The sequence below is a fragment of the Bacillus cereus group sp. BfR-BA-01349 genome, from assembly GCF_022663795.1.
Classification (GTDB): Bacteria; Bacillota; Bacilli; order Bacillales; family Bacillaceae_G; genus Bacillus_A; species Bacillus_A cereus.
The window spans coordinates 1-15,511 of sequence record NZ_JAKUGE010000077.1; the positions used below are offsets into that span (position 1 = coordinate 1).

The window sequence follows — 15,511 nt, forward strand, 5'->3', positions numbered from 1 at the left end:
CAAAACTAAAAGGATTGTCCCCTTTGCAATACAGAGTTCAATCCTTAGTAGCTGCTTAATATATTTGTCTAATTTTTTGGGTTCAGTTCAATGTGATGGTCTATTTTATTTTCCAAACACAAAATCAGTCTATCTACACTTAAATTAAAACAAAAAATTCAGAAAATATTGTCAAATTAGGTATTTTTTCGGTATAATTACTTTAGAAAGAAATTTTGCAAAAACAAAAGGGGGGATTTTATTGAAACAAACAAAAGCAATCTTAATCGCATTATTCCTAGGTCTAGTTGTTGGACTCACTCTAAATTTAGCTGCTCCATCTATCTTTGAGCCACTAAATCAATATGTGTTCAACCCAATTGGTCAATTATTTATTCGACTTATTAAAATGCTAGTTGTTCCTGTTGTGTTCATTTCTATCGTACTTGGTGCTGCCGGTCTTGGAGATCCGAAACAACTTGGAAGAATCGGTTTAAAATCAATTTCATTCTTTCTCGTAACAACTGCGGTTGCCATCTCTATAGCGGTTACATTTGCACTTATTATAAAACCAGGAGCTGGCGGTAATTTTAAAACAGAAGGTCTTAAGTATGAAGGTGCAAAAACTGAAACATCTTTCGTCGACACATTGTTAAATATCGTACCAGATAACCCAGCAAAAGCCATGGCTGACGGAAACATGTTACAAATCATTGCCTTTGCCGTATTGATTGGACTCGGTATAGCTATTTTAGGAAAACGAGTTCAAGGTATCCATTCATTACTTGAACAGGGCAACGAATTAATGATGTATCTTGTTAATCTCGTTATGAAATTAGCCCCAATTGGAACATTCGGTTTGCTCGCTTCATCCGTTGGTAAAATGGGTCTTGCAGGCGTCGCTGCGATGTTCAAGTATATGATTGTCGTTATGTTAGTACTCATTATTCACGGGGTCTTTGTATATGGCGGCTTATTAAAGGTATTAGCAAAAGAAAGTATTGTTCGTTTCTTTAAACATTTCGGACCAGTAATGGCAATTGGATTTAGTACATCTAGCTCTAATGCATCGCTTCCATTTGCAATGAAAACAGCACAAGATAAGCTTGGCGTTCCAAAAGCGATAAGCTCATTTGTACAACCACTAGGGGCAACTATTAATATGGATGGTACTGCCATTATGCAAGGAGTAGCCACTGTATTTATCGCTCAAGTATACGGAGTTGAACTTACATTACCGCAATTAGCTATGGTCGTATTAACTGCTGTACTAGCTAGTATCGGTACTGCTGGTGTACCTGGTGTTGGACTTGTAATGCTTACAATGGTTTTAAATCCAGTAAATCTACCAGTAGAAGGTATCGCTTTAATTATCGGTATTGACCGTATTCTAGATATGTCTAGAACAGCTGTAAACATTTCTGGGGATGCAATTTGCGCAATGATTGTCGCAAAATCAGAAGAAAAATATAATACGGATCAATCGGCAGCATCGTAAATCAAAAAAGGAGTGAATTATTTCACTCCTTTTTTGATTTACTCCCTTTTTTAGAACGATATTCTTTTCCTTTATTATCATTACCAGTTTCAAATTCAGTGCTAAATTCCTGATTAAATTGGCCGGACTTTGGTGATCCTTGATTACCGCTCCCTTTACTACCGTTACGATTCGTCATATTTCTCCCTCCTTCCTTGTATTAGTAGTATGGCGCTCTATCTTTTTTCATACACATTTTATTTATTAACATCTATTACACACGAAAGAAGATCTCCCATCTATAAGGAAGACCTTCTATTTTATCACGTAAGCGTTTTCTTGTTTATAATCACTTAAATAAGTTTTTTGGAAATTGAAATCATTACATTCATTTCATCTTCTGAAAGTGCAGAGAATCTTTCTTGTAAATATTGTTTTTTCGCATCTTCCATTTTCGCAACTAAATCTTTCCCTTGTTCTGTAATCTCTAAATACACAACTCGGCGATCTGATGTAGAACGTGAACGAGTTACAAAACCTTTATTAATTAATTTTTCTGTAACAGCTGTAATATGACTATTCGACACATTTAATTCATTTGCTACACGCGATACCATTTCTTTATTCGTACGATTTAATATTCTTAGGACGATGAATTCATTCCACGGTATGTAACCACCGAATATTTTTCCGATATCATTACGCAACGTGCGAAACATAGCAAACACATTTGTCGATAGTTCTTCCATTAATTGCTCTCGATTTTGAGACAACATTGACAGCTCCTTTTATTTCATTTAGTTAAATAAAAACCTTATTAATAATTTTACATGAAATCTTACTTTTTGTCACCTTATTTTCCCATAATTCGTAGTTTTTTAATATGTATTTCATGATAAAATGAAGTCAACTTCCAGAAAAAGGGGTATTTTAATGCATGAGGAGGATAGGTTCTCAAATCTCAGCCTAAAAGATAAAACAATTATCATTAGTATTATTGCTCTTTTTCTCATTATAGTTTTTACATTTATATTTTTTGTATATGTAGGAATCTTTCAAATTACAAGTATAGCGTATAGTTCACGTACTGCTTTACTTCTCTTTTTTCTATTAATCACTTTCTTAGATGGTATTACATTATTTATTTTCAGTTTCTTCAAAGCGCTGCTATATCCATTAACTCAAAACATGCCAAATTGGATTTCTCTCACTCTTTTCTCATTCATTGAAATTACACTAGATTGGTTCGTCATTCATACTGCTGATGATTGGATAGAAAGCGTACAAATGTCCAACTTAACTGAATTATGTGTCGTACTATTCTTTTTTCTATTAAATAAATTATTAAGTGACAAGAAAGAGTAAGAATACAAGCTTTTCTATATAAAAGTTGGTACAATGAAAGCAAATCTTACTAAAGAGGTGTTAATTATGAACTTACAACAATGGGCTGATAAAGGTATGTCCTTTGATACATATGTGAATGAAATGCAAGTAAACCAATACGAGCTACTACACATTTACAATAATTTTTTAATTCCAAATGAATTACTTCCTGTATTAGAAGAACGTCAAAATGATGGCTGGCGTGTTATCGTATTAACTGCTAATTGGTGTGGCGATGCACTTTTATGCGTACCTGTTATGAAACGAATTTCTGAAGTTGCAAATATTGATATGCGTTTATTAATTCGCGATGAAAACTTAGAATTAATGGATCAATATTTAACAAATGGAACAGCACGTGCGATTCCAATTTTTATTTTCATTGATAAAGATGGAAATGAACAAGCCGTCTTTGGACCACGCGCTCCAAAAGTACAAGAATTAGTAACTTCAATGCGCGCTACATTACCTGAAAAAGAAGATCCAACATTCGAAGAAAAACAAAAAGAAATGTATGCTAATTTCCGTGCTACATTAGCTGATGATACTTCTCTTTGGGAACATGTAATGGAAAACATGATAGAAAAATTAGTAAAATAAAAACCTGCCGAGCTCGGCAGGTTTTTATTTTACATAATGAAGAAATAGAATACCGCAGCTAAAATGAAACGATAATAAGCGAACGGTGTTAGTTTTACACGAGATAATAATTTCAAGAATGAAACAATTGCAAGCATCGCAACAACGAATGCAGTTACAAATCCTGTTACAAATAGCGTTATATCTGCTGAGCTTAATACATCCCAGCTTTTAATTAAATCTAAGCCACTTGCAGCTACCATCATCGGTACCGCTAAAATGAACGTATATTCAGCTGCCGCTGTATGCGACACGCGAGCTAATAAACCACCACTTATTGTAGAACCAGAACGAGAAAATCCTGGCCAAAGAGCTAAACATTGGAACATTCCAATTGTAAATGCCTGTTTATATGTGATTTCATCTAACGTTCTTGCTGTACTTGGTTTTGAAAACTTCTCAGCAACAATCATTAAAATACCACCGGCTACTAAGCTAATAACAACTGGTCCTGGACCAAATAAAACCTCTTTAATAGTGCTATGGAATAATACGCCAAGTACCCCGGCAGGAATCATCCCGATAATAATATGTAATAAATTTAACGATGGTCCGTCTGTTACTTTACCTATTCCAACTAACGACCATAGACGCTTCCAAAATATAACAACAACTGCTAAAATCGATCCCAATTGGATAACAACTTCAAAAACTTTCGCTCTCTCATCGTCAAATCCAATTAAATGTCCTGTTAAAATCATATGTCCTGTTGATGATACTGGTAGAAACTCTGTTAACCCTTCAACAGCACCCATGATTAAACCAATTAACCAATCAGCCACAAGTAGTGCCTCCTTAATAACAAATAATATGTAATTTTTTCACACCTTATCATAATACCTTATCCCTTTTCAAAGTGCATCCTTTTTTTTATTGGTTTCATATGTTGTAGGCGCGTATTTCTTTTCTAATCTTTGATTAAATTGTATGATAGTAAGAGTTTGTTTTTTTATACGGAAAGGGGATTTTATGAAAGAAACTACTTCATTCTCACAAAAGTTAAATCAATTTGTATTACTATTTTTTCCGATTTTCGTAACGCAAATGTCATTATTTGCGATGAGCTTTTTCGATACAACAATGTCAGGACATGCAAGCCCAACTGATTTAGCAGGTGTCGCAATTGGAACAAGTATATGGATTCCAGTTAGTACTGGGTTAACAGGGATTTTAATGGCCACGACTCCCATTGTTGCCCAGCTCGTTGGGTCCAAGAAAAAAGAGGACGTTCCTCACGTTGTCATACAAGCAGTTTATTTAGCAATTTGTGCTAGCTTCGTTGTTATCCTCATCGGTTTCTTCGTCGTTTCACCTATTTTAAACGGCATGCGCTTAGAAGAACCTGTGGAACGTATTGCAGCTCAATTTTTAAGTATTATCGCAATAGGAATTATACCTTTATTCACTTACACGGTTTTACGTGGATTTATTGATGCATTAGGAAAAACTCGAACAACGATGATTATTACATTACTATCATTACCAATTAACGTAATATTAAATTACTTATTAATCTTTGGTAACTTCGGTTTCCCAAAGCTTGGTGGTGTCGGAGCGGCAATTGCTTCCACTGCAACATATTGGTGCATTTTAATTATTACAGTCATTATTATTCAGACGAAAGAGCCTTTTGCCTCTTTCAACATTTTCAAACAATTATACCGCCCTTCTCTTTCGAGTTGGACAGCATTCTTAAAGCTTGGCGTCCCTATCGGATTTGCTATCTTTTTTGAAACGAGTATTTTCGCTGCGGTAACGCTTATGATGAGTAATTTTAGTACGACAACTATTGCAGCTCACCAAGCAGCTATGAACTTTGCTTCCTTGTTATATATGACTCCGCTAAGTTTAGCAATGGCAATGACTATTGCGGTCGGATTCGAAGTTGGTGCAAAACGTTTCGATAATGCAAAACAATACGGACTGATTGGAATTGGATTAGCCCTTGCCTTTGCTTTATTATATTCGATTCTTCTCTACTTCTTTGATGATCAAATTGCTTCTATTTATACGACAGATGCAAAAGTTCATCATTTAGCAAAAGAATTTCTTATCTTTGCGATTTTATTTCAAATTTCAGATGCAATTGCAACTCCTGTACAAGGAGCTCTGCGTGGTTATAAAGATGTAAATGTCGCTCTAATTATGACTTTAATTGCTTATTGGATAATAGGTCTACCACTAGGTTATATATTAGCAACGTATACAGAATGGGCCGCAAAAGGCTATTGGATCGGTCTTATTATCGGTCTAGCATTTGGCGCTGCCTTCCTACTTATCCGTCTCTTTCAAGTACAACGAAAATATGCATAAAGAAAACAGCCGCTAATAATAAAGCGGCTGTTTTCTTTATGCATATTTTTTCTTGTAACGTATAATATAATGAAAAAGAAAGGTGGGTACATATGGACGACAAAGAAAAAAAGCAATCATTCGATGAAGAATTTGCCCCTGAAATTTCACCTGGATATCGGCAAGATGTACATAAGCCACCTAAATATAAAAACACTTCGTTTTTAATGGGCATTACCATTTTCGCTGCTGTATTACTCATACTTATCATTTTCGTTTATTTTTGATGAAAGGTGGCCTATTATATGAAGAAACAAGATTCCAATCGTTCAAAAAGAACTGTTAAAACACAAAAAGGATATGCAGGAGATTCTGTTCATACCCTTAAACAAGTCGAGCAAGGAAATTTATATATTGCTCAAAAAGAACTTGGTCAACAAAATGAAAATCTTTAAAGGCCCTTTATTCCTTGAGGGCCTTTTTATTCCGCATTAAGTAATACACCCCCCAAATGTTCTATTGAGCAATGAATTTCCTTTATTGTACGCTCTGCTTTTGTTCTAGCACCATAAATATATTATTAACCTTTACAATTTTCACTTCATAATTCAATTTCATTTCACTTCTCTTACCATTTTCAGTACCCGCAACGTACGCTACAGCTTGATAAAGAAAACTCTCATCGGTCTCTTCACGTACCTCCTCGTTTGTAAATTTATACTCTAAATCTCGAAAACGATTTGGATAATAATTTCCCATTAATTGTTCATACCCTCTATTTAAAAATAGTTCTTCACCTTTTCGTTTCACATCTTCTTTATTAGTAGACCCAAACACTGATAGTTGCTCGGTCACAAAATGCTCTCCTACCTTTCTCATTTCATTATGAGTTAAATTTTCTATACTTTTGTTCTTTAACTCCTTATTTAACTCGTACTGATCAATCGGTTTAAAGGTAGCAAAAACCTCCTCTTTATATGACCAAAACAATACAAAAGCGATACATAGAGAACTGATTAACAGTCTTTTTTTCGTAATACTCCCGTCCTTCTTCATAATGATAGCTATATTTTAATGTATAGAAAGAAAATTCTGATATCATAAAGTGGAATAACTTAACTTAGAAACGAGGAACAATTATGGACTCTTACAAACATTATATAAAAGAAGCTTTGCCTAATCTTTCTATACATTCATATAAACAAAATGAAGAAGGATGGGATAATGTAGCAATTATAGTAAATGATGAGCTATTGTTTCGTTTCCCACGAAAACAGGAATATGCGATGCGAATTCCGTTAGAAAAAGAACTATGCGCAATTCTCACTCAATCACTACAAGAAATCGAAGTTCCACAATATCACCTAATTTATAAAAATGAATCTGATGAGGTTCCTCTTTGTAGTTACTATACTCTCATTCATGGTGAACCATTAAAAACAGACACAGTTGCCACGCTGGAGGATCCAGAGCTGAAAGCAATTATTACACAATTAGCTACTTTCCTTGCGGTACTACATAGCATTCCTTTACACCAAGTTACAACGCTATGTTTCCCTATTGAAAAAACATGTACCTACTGGAAAGAGCTACAAACAAAATTAAACCAATATCTCACTACTAGCCTTAAATCGCTTATTTGAAAATTTCTTTGCATGTTTAGCTACATCCACTTTTCAAAATACAATCATTCACGCTGATTTTACTCATCATCACATTTTATTTAACAAGCATAACAAAAGCATTTCAGGTGTTATCGATTTTGGTGATGCGCAAATTGGCGATCCTGCTTTTGATTTTGCAGGACTATATTATGATTTCGGACATGAGTTTACTACATCTGTATATGAACAGTACAGTACACTTATTTCTCATCATGATCCATTACTCATTCATCGCATTACTATCTTTTATCAATACAGTCCTTTACTACATAATATTATTTATAACTTTGAGTCAGAGAATAAACTCGAATTCATTACAGGCACAGAACAGCTAAAAACGATATTACAGGGATGAGATTACATTCTCTCCCTATATACTCTCTCCTCATACAACATTAACTTTTTATCCATTTCAACAATGACTTTATACAATTGAAATGCCTGTAAAATTTGCAGTTGAATTTCAAAAGGAGCATTCTGTTCTTTTAACCATTGAAATACTTTCGTTTCATCTTTCATTGATTATTCCTCCCTTTATTAAAATCTGCTACAAATATACGGTAAATGATGAAAAGCTTTTCATGTCAACAACAAAAAAGGATGCAAAGTTGCATCCTTTAATGTACGATATTTTTCTTCTGCTCCGCTTCTTTCTTTACTTCTTCCCCTTGGCATTCACTACGAAATGCACAACTTATACACTCAGAACGAAAATGACGCTCTGTATAATGCTCAGGTTGTTGCAACATTTCTTTCATTCTAGATAAATCAGCCATTCCAGTTATAATATCTTCCTGTTTCGGAATGTACTCATACTTAGTTCCTTCTATTAAATTAATAACTTCAATCTTTCCTGGAAGAACGCCGAAAGCTTTATAACCGAATACTGTCATTAGCTTCTGACAAAGAGCAAGCATTTCCTCATCTGCATCGACAACATACTTTTTAATTACAAACGACTCAGCACTCCACTCACCAACTTCAAATGTCAATGACATGTGGACACCTAACTCTTCCATATATGTTTGAAACTTCTCGTATAAAAACAATGGTGGTGTCTGACTATCATCCTTTTCAACAAACTGTAATAAGTGATCTGTTAGCTTCGCTAATACAATATAGTACTCCGTCTTCGAAGCAAACATATTAATCCTTACTTTTTTCCAATACTTTTCTATTAATATTAAAAGTACAATTTTCGTTTGTTGACCCGCAGGTAGCATGTAATACTCGTTAATAATTTGATTGACAATCATTTGTGCTATTTGTTGCCATTCAAATGAAGAAGGTTCTCTTCTTTTTATATGACGAAAATAAAATTTATGCGGACAACGCATAAAATCATACAAATGATAATCTGTCATCGTTTTGATTGAGATTTTCTCATGCACTTGCTCTTCATCTCCCTTCTGCCATTAAGAAAGGTATTTTACAAATTCAGCTCCAAACTGTATACATTTTTCTACATCTTCATCTTCTGGCGTTAATTCTACTTTTAGTCCTTCTAACACAATTGCTGCCCCGCGCTCTTGTAGCTTTTCTATTAAAATGTCAACTGCCACTCCGTATTTCGGATAAGCCGAATCACATGATCCGAATACTGCCGCTTTTTTCCCAGTTAAATCAATAGAATCCATTGCATCATAAAAATCTAAGAAATCATCAGGAAGATCACCATCTCCCCAAGTGTATGCACCTAAAATAATTCCATCATACTTGCAAAAATCATTACTAACTTACTCAACTGAACCTCTCCCTTTACTTTGTATCTCTTTTTCTGTTTGAATGCTCTTCTTCTCATCTACATATTCAGACCGAATTACATTTCTTTGCCATTCCATATGCTGATCAACATCTTTATCTTTATTTTTATCTTTTAATCCCCTCCGCAGAAGGTGAAAATTTTTTCTCATTAACATGTCGCATCCATCCTATTGATAATAATTATCAATTTCAACTACATTTAGATTAATTGACATTGATTATCAATGTCAACAACTATTTTTAAAAAAATGATTAAAATGTACAAGCTTGTCCGTTAGCTATTCATATACTATGAATGAGCATAGTTCTTTCTCAGCCCTCTCTGACGGAAAGAAATAAAAGCAACTGCAATAGAGTGCAGTTGCCTTTTTTTGTTTTTCTATGATTTTAGTAATCTTATAGTCGTCTCTAAAAATAACTCCACTCCACAAATTAATGCTGATTCATCCACGTCAAATTTCGGATGATGATGTGGATAACAAGTATATATATTTTCATTACCTGTTCCTAATTTAATGAAACAACCGGGTGCTTTTCTTAAATATGCTGAAAAATCTTCCCCACCCATAGAAGGTTCAAGCTTCACAACACGCTCATTCCCAAACAAATGTAGTGCACTTTCTTCTACTATTTTCGTAATATATTCATCATTAATAACCGGATCATATCCATATCGATACGTATATGTATACGATCCTCCATGTGCTTCTGTAATTCCTTTCACAATTTTCTCGATTTTCCCTTCTGCTTCCACCCTCAATGCTTGATTAAATGAACGAACGGTTCCCATTAAAGTTGCTGTACTAGGAATAATATTGTCAGCCGTTCCCCCATGAAATTGTGTAACTGAAATAACCCTTTGCATAAAAGCACTCGTATTTCTTGATACGATATGTTGTAAATTTGTAATAATCTGTGCTCCGATAGCAATAGGGTCTATCGTTTCTTCTGGCCGCGCCGCATGTCCTCCTTTGCCTTGAATTTCAACTGTAAATACGTCTGGTGCCGCCATCATCGGCCCATACACAATTCCTATCTTTCCGCTTTCTAATCCAGACATAACATGTAAACCTATTACATAATCAACACCGTCCATTACACCTGCCTCAACCATTTCTTGTCCCCCGCCAGGATACACCTCTTCTGCGTGCTGAGAGAATAGACGAATCTCACCTGCAAAATCTTCCTTTATATTTGATAGCACCTCTGCTGTGCTTAATAAAATAGCTGTGTGAGCATCGTGCCCACATGCATGCATCATTCCTTTATTCACAGATGTATAAGATTTACTTGTCTCCTCTTGAATTGGCAAAGCATCTATATCAGCTCGAATCGCAATTACTTTCCCTTGCTTCACACCTCTTTTAATTGCTAGTACACTATACTTCGTCGGTCTCGTTACTTCAAAAGAAGAAAATGAGCATAATGTATCATATATAAATTGCGAAGTTTCTTTTTCATGAAATGATAATTCCGGATACTTATGGAAGTGCCTTCTCCATTTCACGATATTTTCTTCCGAAATTAGATTCTTCCACACTCTATTCATGATAATTTCCTCCTTTTCAAAAGAACTAGAAATTTAAAAGTTTACTCCGTCTTGAATGATTAATAAAAACAAATACTGTATTTTTACGTATTCTTATAGTCCACTTTTATGTATTCACACAATCCACTTTCTATTTACATGTCAAACCCATTACAAATTCATGCTGAATGTAATATAATTGCTAAGTTAGGGATTTTCTTTTTTAGTATTTAGTGCTAATATCAAAAAAGAGCCTTTTGACTTATTTTTACCTAAAATGTGGGATTTTGTTTTTTTCACAATAATGTAGGACATGATACCTACAAAGAGCTATTATTTCATTAAGAGAGGGAAAGACATGGAAAGATTAAAAGAGATATGGTCTCGACCACTCACACAATGGGTTGCAAAGACGGTTTATTATCTTGCAATTTTATTTGCATTACTTTGGTTGTATGGATTCCATGATACAAACACAAGTACATTTATTTACAATGAATTCTAGGGTGGGAACGTTATGAAGTTATTAGAACAAATTGAAAAGTGGGCTGCAGAAACGCCTGATCAAACCGCTTTTGTTTGGCGAGATGCGAAAATTACGTACAAACAATTAAAGGAAGATTCTGATGCGTTGGCACATTGGATTTCTTCTGAGTATCCAGACGATCGTTCACCAATTATGGTGTATGGCCATATGCAACCTGAAATGATTGTTAACTTTTTAGGATGTGTAAAAGCTGGACATGCTTACATTCCTGTAGATTTATCTATCCCAGCTGATCGTGTACAACGTATTGCTGAAAATTCTGGTGCGAAATTACTTTTATCGGCAACAGCAGTAACTGTAACTGATTTACCAGTTCGCATCGTAAGTGAAGACAACTTAAAAGATATTTTCTTTACTCATAAAGGGAACACTCCAAATCCTGAACATGCGGTAAAAGGTGATGAGAACTTCTACATTATTTACACATCAGGAAGCACAGGTAATCCGAAAGGGGTTCAGATTACTTATAACTGCCTTGTTAGCTTTACAAAATGGGCTGTAGAAGATTTCAACTTACAAACAGGGCAAGTATTCTTAAATCAAGCACCTTTCTCATTCGATTTATCTGTAATGGATATTTACCCATCATTAGTAACAGGTGGTACACTTTGGGCAATCGATAAAGATATGATTGCGCGTCCAAAAGACTTGTTTGCTTCTTTAGAGCAATCGGATATTCAAGTATGGACTTCGACACCTTCTTTCGCTGAAATGTGTTTAATGGAAGCATCCTTCTCTGAAAGTATGCTTCCGAACATGAAAACATTCTTATTCTGCGGTGAAGTGTTACCAAATGAAGTGGCTAGAAAATTAATTGAGCGTTTCCAAAAAGCAACAATTATGAATACTTACGGTCCAACAGAAGCTACTGTCGCTGTAACAGGTATTCACGTTACAGAAGAAGTGCTTAATCAATACAAATCACTTCCAGTTGGCTATTGTAAATCAGACTGTCGCCTTCTTATTATGAAAGAAGATGGCACGATTGCACCTGATGGTGAAAAAGGTGAAATCGTAATTGTCGGTCCAAGCGTAAGCGTTGGATATTTAGGAAGCCCTGAATTAACAGAAAAAGCATTTACTATGATTGACGGTGAGCGCGCCTATAAAACAGGCGATGCTGGCTATGTTGAAAATGGTCTTCTATTCTATAATGGTCGTCTTGATTTCCAAATTAAGTTGCATGGTTATCGAATGGAATTAGAAGAAATTGAGCATCACCTTCGTGCGTGTTCTTACGTAGAAGGAGCAGTTATCGTTCCAATTAAAAAAGGTGAAAAATACGATTATTTATTAGCGGTTGTTGTTCCTGGAGAACATTCATTTGAAAAAGAATTCAAATTAACATCTGCAATCAAAAAAGAACTCAATGAGCGATTACCAAACTACATGATTCCACGTAAATTCATGTATCAATCTTCTATTCCAATGACACCAAATGGAAAGGTAGATCGCAAAAAATTATTGAGTGAGGTTACAGCATGACCGCATATGGATCATTTTATTTTTTCGCTATAGTGGGCATTTTATTAATACCTACTATCATAGCTGGATTAAAAGGTAAAATGTTGCGTAAATATAATGCAGTATTAACATTAGTCATGATTGCTATTATCTTCTCAGATAAACCGAAGCAAGCGATTATGTTAGCCGCATTTATTATTTGGCAATATGCCCTTATTAAAGGCTATTTAATTTTAAGAAAACAAAATAATAGTACATTCATGTTTTGCATAGCTGTTATTTTATCGATTTTGCCTCTTATTTTGGCAAAAATTGCACCGTTTGTACCTGAATTACATTTTATTGTTTTCGCAGGTATGTCTTACGTAACATTTAGAGCTGTACAAATGGTCTTTGAAGTTCGTGATAATTTAATTAAAGAACTTTCCTTCTTTAATTTCTGGGAGTTTGTTTTATTCTTCCCTGCGATTTCAAGTGGACCTATTGATCGTTACCGTAGATTCCAAAAAGATATTCAAAAGCCACCTAGCGGTGAAGAATATCAAAAGTTACTATATACAGGACTTAACCGTATTTTCCAAGGTTTTCTTTACAAATTTATAATTGCACACTTGATAACAACATATCTTGTAAAGGCCGTATTCGCCAATCAAGATACACTTTTATCTAATGTGATTTTTATGTACGCTACTAGCATGCAATTATTCTTTGACTTTGCAGGTTATAGTGCGTTCGTAATTGGTATCAGTTACATGATGGGAATTAAAACGCCAGAAAACTTTAATAAGCCATTCCTTAGTCGTAATATTAAAGACTTCTGGAACCGCTGGCACATGAGTTTATCATTCTGGTTCCGTGATTTTATTTACATGCGTTTCGTCTTTTTTGCAACGAAGAAAAAGTTAATTAAGAACCGTTACACAATTTCGTATATCGGTGCATTTTTAAACTTCTTCATTATGGGAATTTGGCACATCCAAGGAAGCGCTGTTGCACAATATGTTATTTATGGTCTCTATCATGCCGCACTGTTCATTTTATTCGATATTTTCGAACGAAAAAACAAAAAGCATAAGTTTTGGCCAAACAATAAATTTACACACGTCCTTGCGATTGTAATTACGTTCCACGTTGTATGTTTCGGTTTCCTAATCTTCTCTGGACACCTTAACAGATACTTTTAATGCACCCTTCTTATTCCATTAAGAAGTTGCACATATAATAATTTCGGATATAAAGGAGATTTTAAAAATGGCAGAATTCAAAGAGCAAGTATTAGATATTTTAGAAGAAGTATGTGAAAACGATATTGTGAAAGAAAACTTAGATGTTCAATTATTTGAGGAAGGTATCCTTGATTCTTTCGCTGTAGTATCTTTATTAGTTGAATTCCAAGAGCGTTTAGATATTGAAGTTTCTATTTCTGATTTTGACCGTGACGAGTGGGCTACACCAAACATGGTTATTAAAAAGTTGGAAGAAATCCGATGAACAAAGCAAAATTTGGTCCGATGCTTTTAGCATTGGCCCTTTTTGCTGTATTCTTACTTATTCCAACGCGCTTCCTACTTCCACTTTTAAGTGATGAAAAAGTAGAACAAGCTGCTACTTCTTTAAAAGAAGAAAAAATTCAAAGTATGATTTTACAGCAAAAGATGTTAGCAGATCCAAAATATCTTCCGATGTACGGTTCATCGGAATTCGCACGTATGGATGCTTTCCATCCATCTAATTATTTTAAAGTAAAGCCTGAAGGATTTACGCCATTCCTTCTTGGACGCGGCGGAACACAAGACCTTGTACATGTGTTAAACTTCGCATCTACAATGGATCAATTGAAAGATAAGAAAATGGTATTCGTTCTTTCTCCGCAATGGTTTGTACCACAAGGTATTGACGAGACGCACTTTGCACCTAACTTTTCAAAACAACAAGGTTACCACTTCATTTTCAACAATGATTTAAAACCTGAAATGAAAAAACAAATTGCAAAGCGTTTATTAAACTTTGAGATTGTAAAAAAAGAAACTTTATTAAAAATCTCGCTTGAAGGTATCGCTTATGATGATACGAAGTATAAAGTAAAAGCACTTGCTGCTAAACCTTTCGCTTATATTTACCGTAACATTTTAGATCGTAAAGATTTATTTACAGCTATGTTTAATATTAAACCGCACAAAGAGAAGCTTGACCCTTCATTAAAACAAATGAACTGGGAAGAGGCTCGTAAACATGCGGATCAAACAGGTGCAGCAGAATCTGGATCTAATGAATATGGTATCGAAGATGGTTACTTCAATAGCAAAATTAAGAAAAAATTAAAGCAACGTGAAGGTTACTTAAAAAATGATGCTTATGACCAATCGCCAGAATATGAAGATTTACAAATTGTACTTGATTTATTAAAACAATCTGGTGCAAAACCACTCTTCATTTCTGTTCCTGTCAAAGGTCCTTGGTACGACTACGCTGGCTTCCCAAAAGAACGCCGCGAAGCATACTATAAGAAAGTTCATGAGCAAATTGAAAAAGCTGGTTATCCAATTGCCAACTTCTCAAATCATGAATACGATAAATACTTCTTAAAAGATCATATGCACTTAGGTTGGAAAGGCTGGGTTTACATCGACGAAGCCATCCAACAATTTTATAAAGCAAACTAATGAAAAGACCGCTTGAATTGAAGTGCACCCCAATTGTTAGACACATAACTAACAATTGGAGGTGCATTTTTTATGGCTAAATTTTCTTCAAAAGATAAAATAAAAGCA

General features: G+C 34.6%; 19 protein-coding genes and 2 pseudogenes. 12 read left to right on the top strand and 9 right to left on the bottom strand.

The features are described from left to right. Nucleotides 1-241 precede the first annotated feature (241 nt). Nucleotides 242-1,477, top strand: coding sequence for a dicarboxylate/amino acid:cation symporter (locus MR169_RS26490; RefSeq protein ID WP_242320311.1), 1,236 nt, complete (start codon nucleotides 242-244; stop codon nucleotides 1,475-1,477). A 22-nt stretch (nucleotides 1,478-1,499) separates the two neighbouring features. Here MR169_RS26490 and MR169_RS26495 read toward each other — a convergent pair whose 3' ends face one another. Both MR169_RS26495 and MR169_RS26500 read right to left on the bottom strand, forming a co-directional pair. Next, nucleotides 1,500-1,655, bottom strand: a complete 156-nt coding sequence (locus tag MR169_RS26495) for a hypothetical protein (protein ID WP_000184928.1) — start codon at nucleotides 1,653-1,655, stop codon at nucleotides 1,500-1,502. Between the two features lie 154 nt (nucleotides 1,656-1,809). Further along, nucleotides 1,810-2,229 (bottom strand): MarR family winged helix-turn-helix transcriptional regulator, encoded by a 420-nt coding sequence (locus MR169_RS26500; protein WP_000081432.1) that lies wholly within the window; start codon nucleotides 2,227-2,229, stop codon nucleotides 1,810-1,812. 160 nt (nucleotides 2,230-2,389) lie between these two features. Here MR169_RS26500 and MR169_RS26505 point away from each other — a divergent pair, with 160 nt between their 5' ends. Together MR169_RS26505 and MR169_RS26510 are read left to right on the top strand one after the other, a co-directional pair. Then, nucleotides 2,390-2,821, top strand: coding sequence for a YrvL family regulatory protein (locus MR169_RS26505; RefSeq protein WP_242320312.1), 432 nt, complete (start codon nucleotides 2,390-2,392; stop codon nucleotides 2,819-2,821). Between the two features lie 33 nt (nucleotides 2,822-2,854). Beyond that, entirely contained in the window at nucleotides 2,855-3,442 is a 588-nt protein-coding gene (locus tag MR169_RS26510) for a thioredoxin family protein (RefSeq protein WP_242320313.1), read from the top strand. A gap of 29 nt (nucleotides 3,443-3,471) precedes the next feature. On the opposite strand, the gene uppP is transcribed toward MR169_RS26510, so the two are convergent. Next, nucleotides 3,472-4,263: a bacitracin resistance undecaprenyl-diphosphatase gene (gene uppP / locus MR169_RS26515; protein ID WP_000796256.1), complete on the bottom strand. Its 792-nt coding sequence runs from the start codon at nucleotides 4,261-4,263 to the stop codon at nucleotides 3,472-3,474. Between the two features lie 187 nt (nucleotides 4,264-4,450). On the opposite strand from uppP, the gene MR169_RS26520 reads away from it, so the two are divergent. The 3 genes from MR169_RS26520 (at nucleotide 4,451) to MR169_RS26530 (ending at nucleotide 6,228) form a co-directional block, all read left to right on the top strand. Then, nucleotides 4,451-5,794: an MATE family efflux transporter gene (locus tag MR169_RS26520; RefSeq protein ID WP_242320314.1), complete on the top strand. Its 1,344-nt coding sequence runs from the start codon at nucleotides 4,451-4,453 to the stop codon at nucleotides 5,792-5,794. A 92-nt stretch (nucleotides 5,795-5,886) separates the two neighbouring features. Continuing rightward, nucleotides 5,887-6,060, top strand: coding sequence for a hypothetical protein (locus MR169_RS26525; RefSeq protein WP_000341062.1), 174 nt, complete (start codon nucleotides 5,887-5,889; stop codon nucleotides 6,058-6,060). 18 nt (nucleotides 6,061-6,078) lie between these two features. Next, complete coding sequence (locus MR169_RS26530) at nucleotides 6,079-6,228, top strand: hypothetical protein (protein WP_000743742.1); 150 nt, start codon at nucleotides 6,079-6,081, stop codon at nucleotides 6,226-6,228. A gap of 82 nt (nucleotides 6,229-6,310) precedes the next feature. On the opposite strand, the gene MR169_RS26535 is transcribed toward MR169_RS26530, so the two are convergent. Then, complete coding sequence (locus MR169_RS26535; protein WP_000710751.1) at nucleotides 6,311-6,829, bottom strand: hypothetical protein; 519 nt, start codon at nucleotides 6,827-6,829, stop codon at nucleotides 6,311-6,313. Nucleotides 6,830-6,912: 83 nt separating this feature from the next. Here MR169_RS26535 and MR169_RS26540 point away from each other — a divergent pair. Then, nucleotides 6,913-7,792, top strand: a pseudogene (locus MR169_RS26540) (aminoglycoside phosphotransferase family protein). Nucleotides 7,793-7,794: 2 nt separating this feature from the next. On the opposite strand, the gene MR169_RS26545 reads toward MR169_RS26540, so the two are convergent. The 5 genes and pseudogenes from MR169_RS26545 to MR169_RS26565 all read right to left on the bottom strand — a co-directional run bounded on the left by MR169_RS26545 (nucleotide 7,795) and on the right by MR169_RS26565 (nucleotide 10,750). Next, a complete protein-coding gene (locus tag MR169_RS26545) occupies nucleotides 7,795-7,956 on the bottom strand; it encodes a hypothetical protein (RefSeq protein WP_000651084.1) in 162 nt (53 codons plus the stop codon). A gap of 98 nt (nucleotides 7,957-8,054) precedes the next feature. After that, the gene (locus MR169_RS26550; RefSeq protein ID WP_000544567.1) at nucleotides 8,055-8,828 is read right to left on the bottom strand and encodes a hypothetical protein; all 774 of its coding nucleotides are present in this window, start codon (nucleotides 8,826-8,828) and stop codon (nucleotides 8,055-8,057) included. 24 nt (nucleotides 8,829-8,852) lie between these two features. Further along, nucleotides 8,853-9,155 (bottom strand): annotated as a pseudogene (locus tag MR169_RS26555) (flavodoxin domain-containing protein); the annotation flags it as partial. Between the two features lie 18 nt (nucleotides 9,156-9,173). Continuing rightward, nucleotides 9,174-9,356, bottom strand: a complete 183-nt coding sequence (locus tag MR169_RS26560; protein WP_000929021.1) for a hypothetical protein — start codon at nucleotides 9,354-9,356, stop codon at nucleotides 9,174-9,176. A gap of 224 nt (nucleotides 9,357-9,580) precedes the next feature. Next, nucleotides 9,581-10,750, bottom strand: coding sequence for an amidohydrolase (locus MR169_RS26565; RefSeq protein WP_242320315.1), 1,170 nt, complete (start codon nucleotides 10,748-10,750; stop codon nucleotides 9,581-9,583). 337 nt (nucleotides 10,751-11,087) lie between these two features. Here MR169_RS26565 and MR169_RS26570 point away from each other — a divergent pair, with 337 nt between their 5' ends. From MR169_RS26570 to dltD, 5 genes are all read left to right on the top strand, one after another. Then, nucleotides 11,088-11,234 carry a teichoic acid D-Ala incorporation-associated protein DltX gene (locus MR169_RS26570; RefSeq protein WP_000440293.1) on the top strand — a complete coding sequence of 49 codons (147 nt, stop codon included), beginning with the start codon at nucleotides 11,088-11,090 and terminating at the stop codon, nucleotides 11,232-11,234. A gap of 12 nt (nucleotides 11,235-11,246) precedes the next feature. After that, a complete protein-coding gene (gene dltA, locus MR169_RS26575; RefSeq protein ID WP_065704535.1) occupies nucleotides 11,247-12,761 on the top strand; it encodes a D-alanine--poly(phosphoribitol) ligase subunit DltA in 1,515 nt (504 codons plus the stop codon). Continuing rightward, on the top strand, nucleotides 12,758-13,924 hold the full coding sequence (gene dltB, locus MR169_RS26580; protein ID WP_000127925.1) for a D-alanyl-lipoteichoic acid biosynthesis protein DltB: 1,167 nt from the start codon (nucleotides 12,758-12,760) through the stop codon (nucleotides 13,922-13,924). The genes dltA and dltB overlap by 4 nt, the downstream gene beginning before the upstream one ends. A gap of 67 nt (nucleotides 13,925-13,991) precedes the next feature. Next, entirely contained in the window at nucleotides 13,992-14,231 is a 240-nt protein-coding gene (dltC, locus tag MR169_RS26585; RefSeq protein ID WP_000807310.1) for a D-alanine--poly(phosphoribitol) ligase subunit DltC, read from the top strand. Beyond that, entirely contained in the window at nucleotides 14,228-15,403 is a 1,176-nt protein-coding gene (dltD, locus tag MR169_RS26590) for a D-alanyl-lipoteichoic acid biosynthesis protein DltD (RefSeq protein WP_242320316.1), read from the top strand. Before dltC ends, dltD begins: the two co-directional genes overlap by 4 nt. Nucleotides 15,404-15,511 lie beyond the last annotated feature (108 nt).

What these genes read in the sequence shown, in the direction of transcription:
- MR169_RS26535 (WP_000710751.1), bottom strand. Translation starts at nt 6,829, where the DNA reads ATGAAGAAGGACGGGAGTATTACGAAAAAAAGACTGTTAATCAGTTCT.
- MR169_RS26570 (WP_000440293.1), top strand. Translation starts at nt 11,088, where the DNA reads ATGGAAAGATTAAAAGAGATATGGTCTCGACCACTCACACAATGGGTT.
- MR169_RS26560 (WP_000929021.1), bottom strand. Translation starts at nt 9,356, where the DNA reads ATGTTAATGAGAAAAAATTTTCACCTTCTGCGGAGGGGATTAAAAGAT.
- MR169_RS26525 (WP_000341062.1), top strand. Translation starts at nt 5,887, where the DNA reads ATGGACGACAAAGAAAAAAAGCAATCATTCGATGAAGAATTTGCCCCT.
- MR169_RS26520 (WP_242320314.1), top strand. Translation starts at nt 4,451, where the DNA reads ATGAAAGAAACTACTTCATTCTCACAAAAGTTAAATCAATTTGTATTA.
- MR169_RS26545 (WP_000651084.1), bottom strand. Translation starts at nt 7,956, where the DNA reads ATGAAAGATGAAACGAAAGTATTTCAATGGTTAAAAGAACAGAATGCT.
- dltA (WP_065704535.1), top strand. Translation starts at nt 11,247, where the DNA reads ATGAAGTTATTAGAACAAATTGAAAAGTGGGCTGCAGAAACGCCTGAT.
- dltD (WP_242320316.1), top strand. Translation starts at nt 14,228, where the DNA reads ATGAACAAAGCAAAATTTGGTCCGATGCTTTTAGCATTGGCCCTTTTT.
- MR169_RS26495 (WP_000184928.1), bottom strand. Translation starts at nt 1,655, where the DNA reads ATGACGAATCGTAACGGTAGTAAAGGGAGCGGTAATCAAGGATCACCA.
- MR169_RS26510 (WP_242320313.1), top strand. Translation starts at nt 2,855, where the DNA reads ATGAAAGCAAATCTTACTAAAGAGGTGTTAATTATGAACTTACAACAA.
- MR169_RS26505 (WP_242320312.1), top strand. Translation starts at nt 2,390, where the DNA reads ATGCATGAGGAGGATAGGTTCTCAAATCTCAGCCTAAAAGATAAAACA.
- dltC (WP_000807310.1), top strand. Translation starts at nt 13,992, where the DNA reads ATGGCAGAATTCAAAGAGCAAGTATTAGATATTTTAGAAGAAGTATGT.
- MR169_RS26565 (WP_242320315.1), bottom strand. Translation starts at nt 10,750, where the DNA reads ATGAATAGAGTGTGGAAGAATCTAATTTCGGAAGAAAATATCGTGAAA.
- MR169_RS26530 (WP_000743742.1), top strand. Translation starts at nt 6,079, where the DNA reads ATGAAGAAACAAGATTCCAATCGTTCAAAAAGAACTGTTAAAACACAA.
- dltB (WP_000127925.1), top strand. Translation starts at nt 12,758, where the DNA reads ATGACCGCATATGGATCATTTTATTTTTTCGCTATAGTGGGCATTTTA.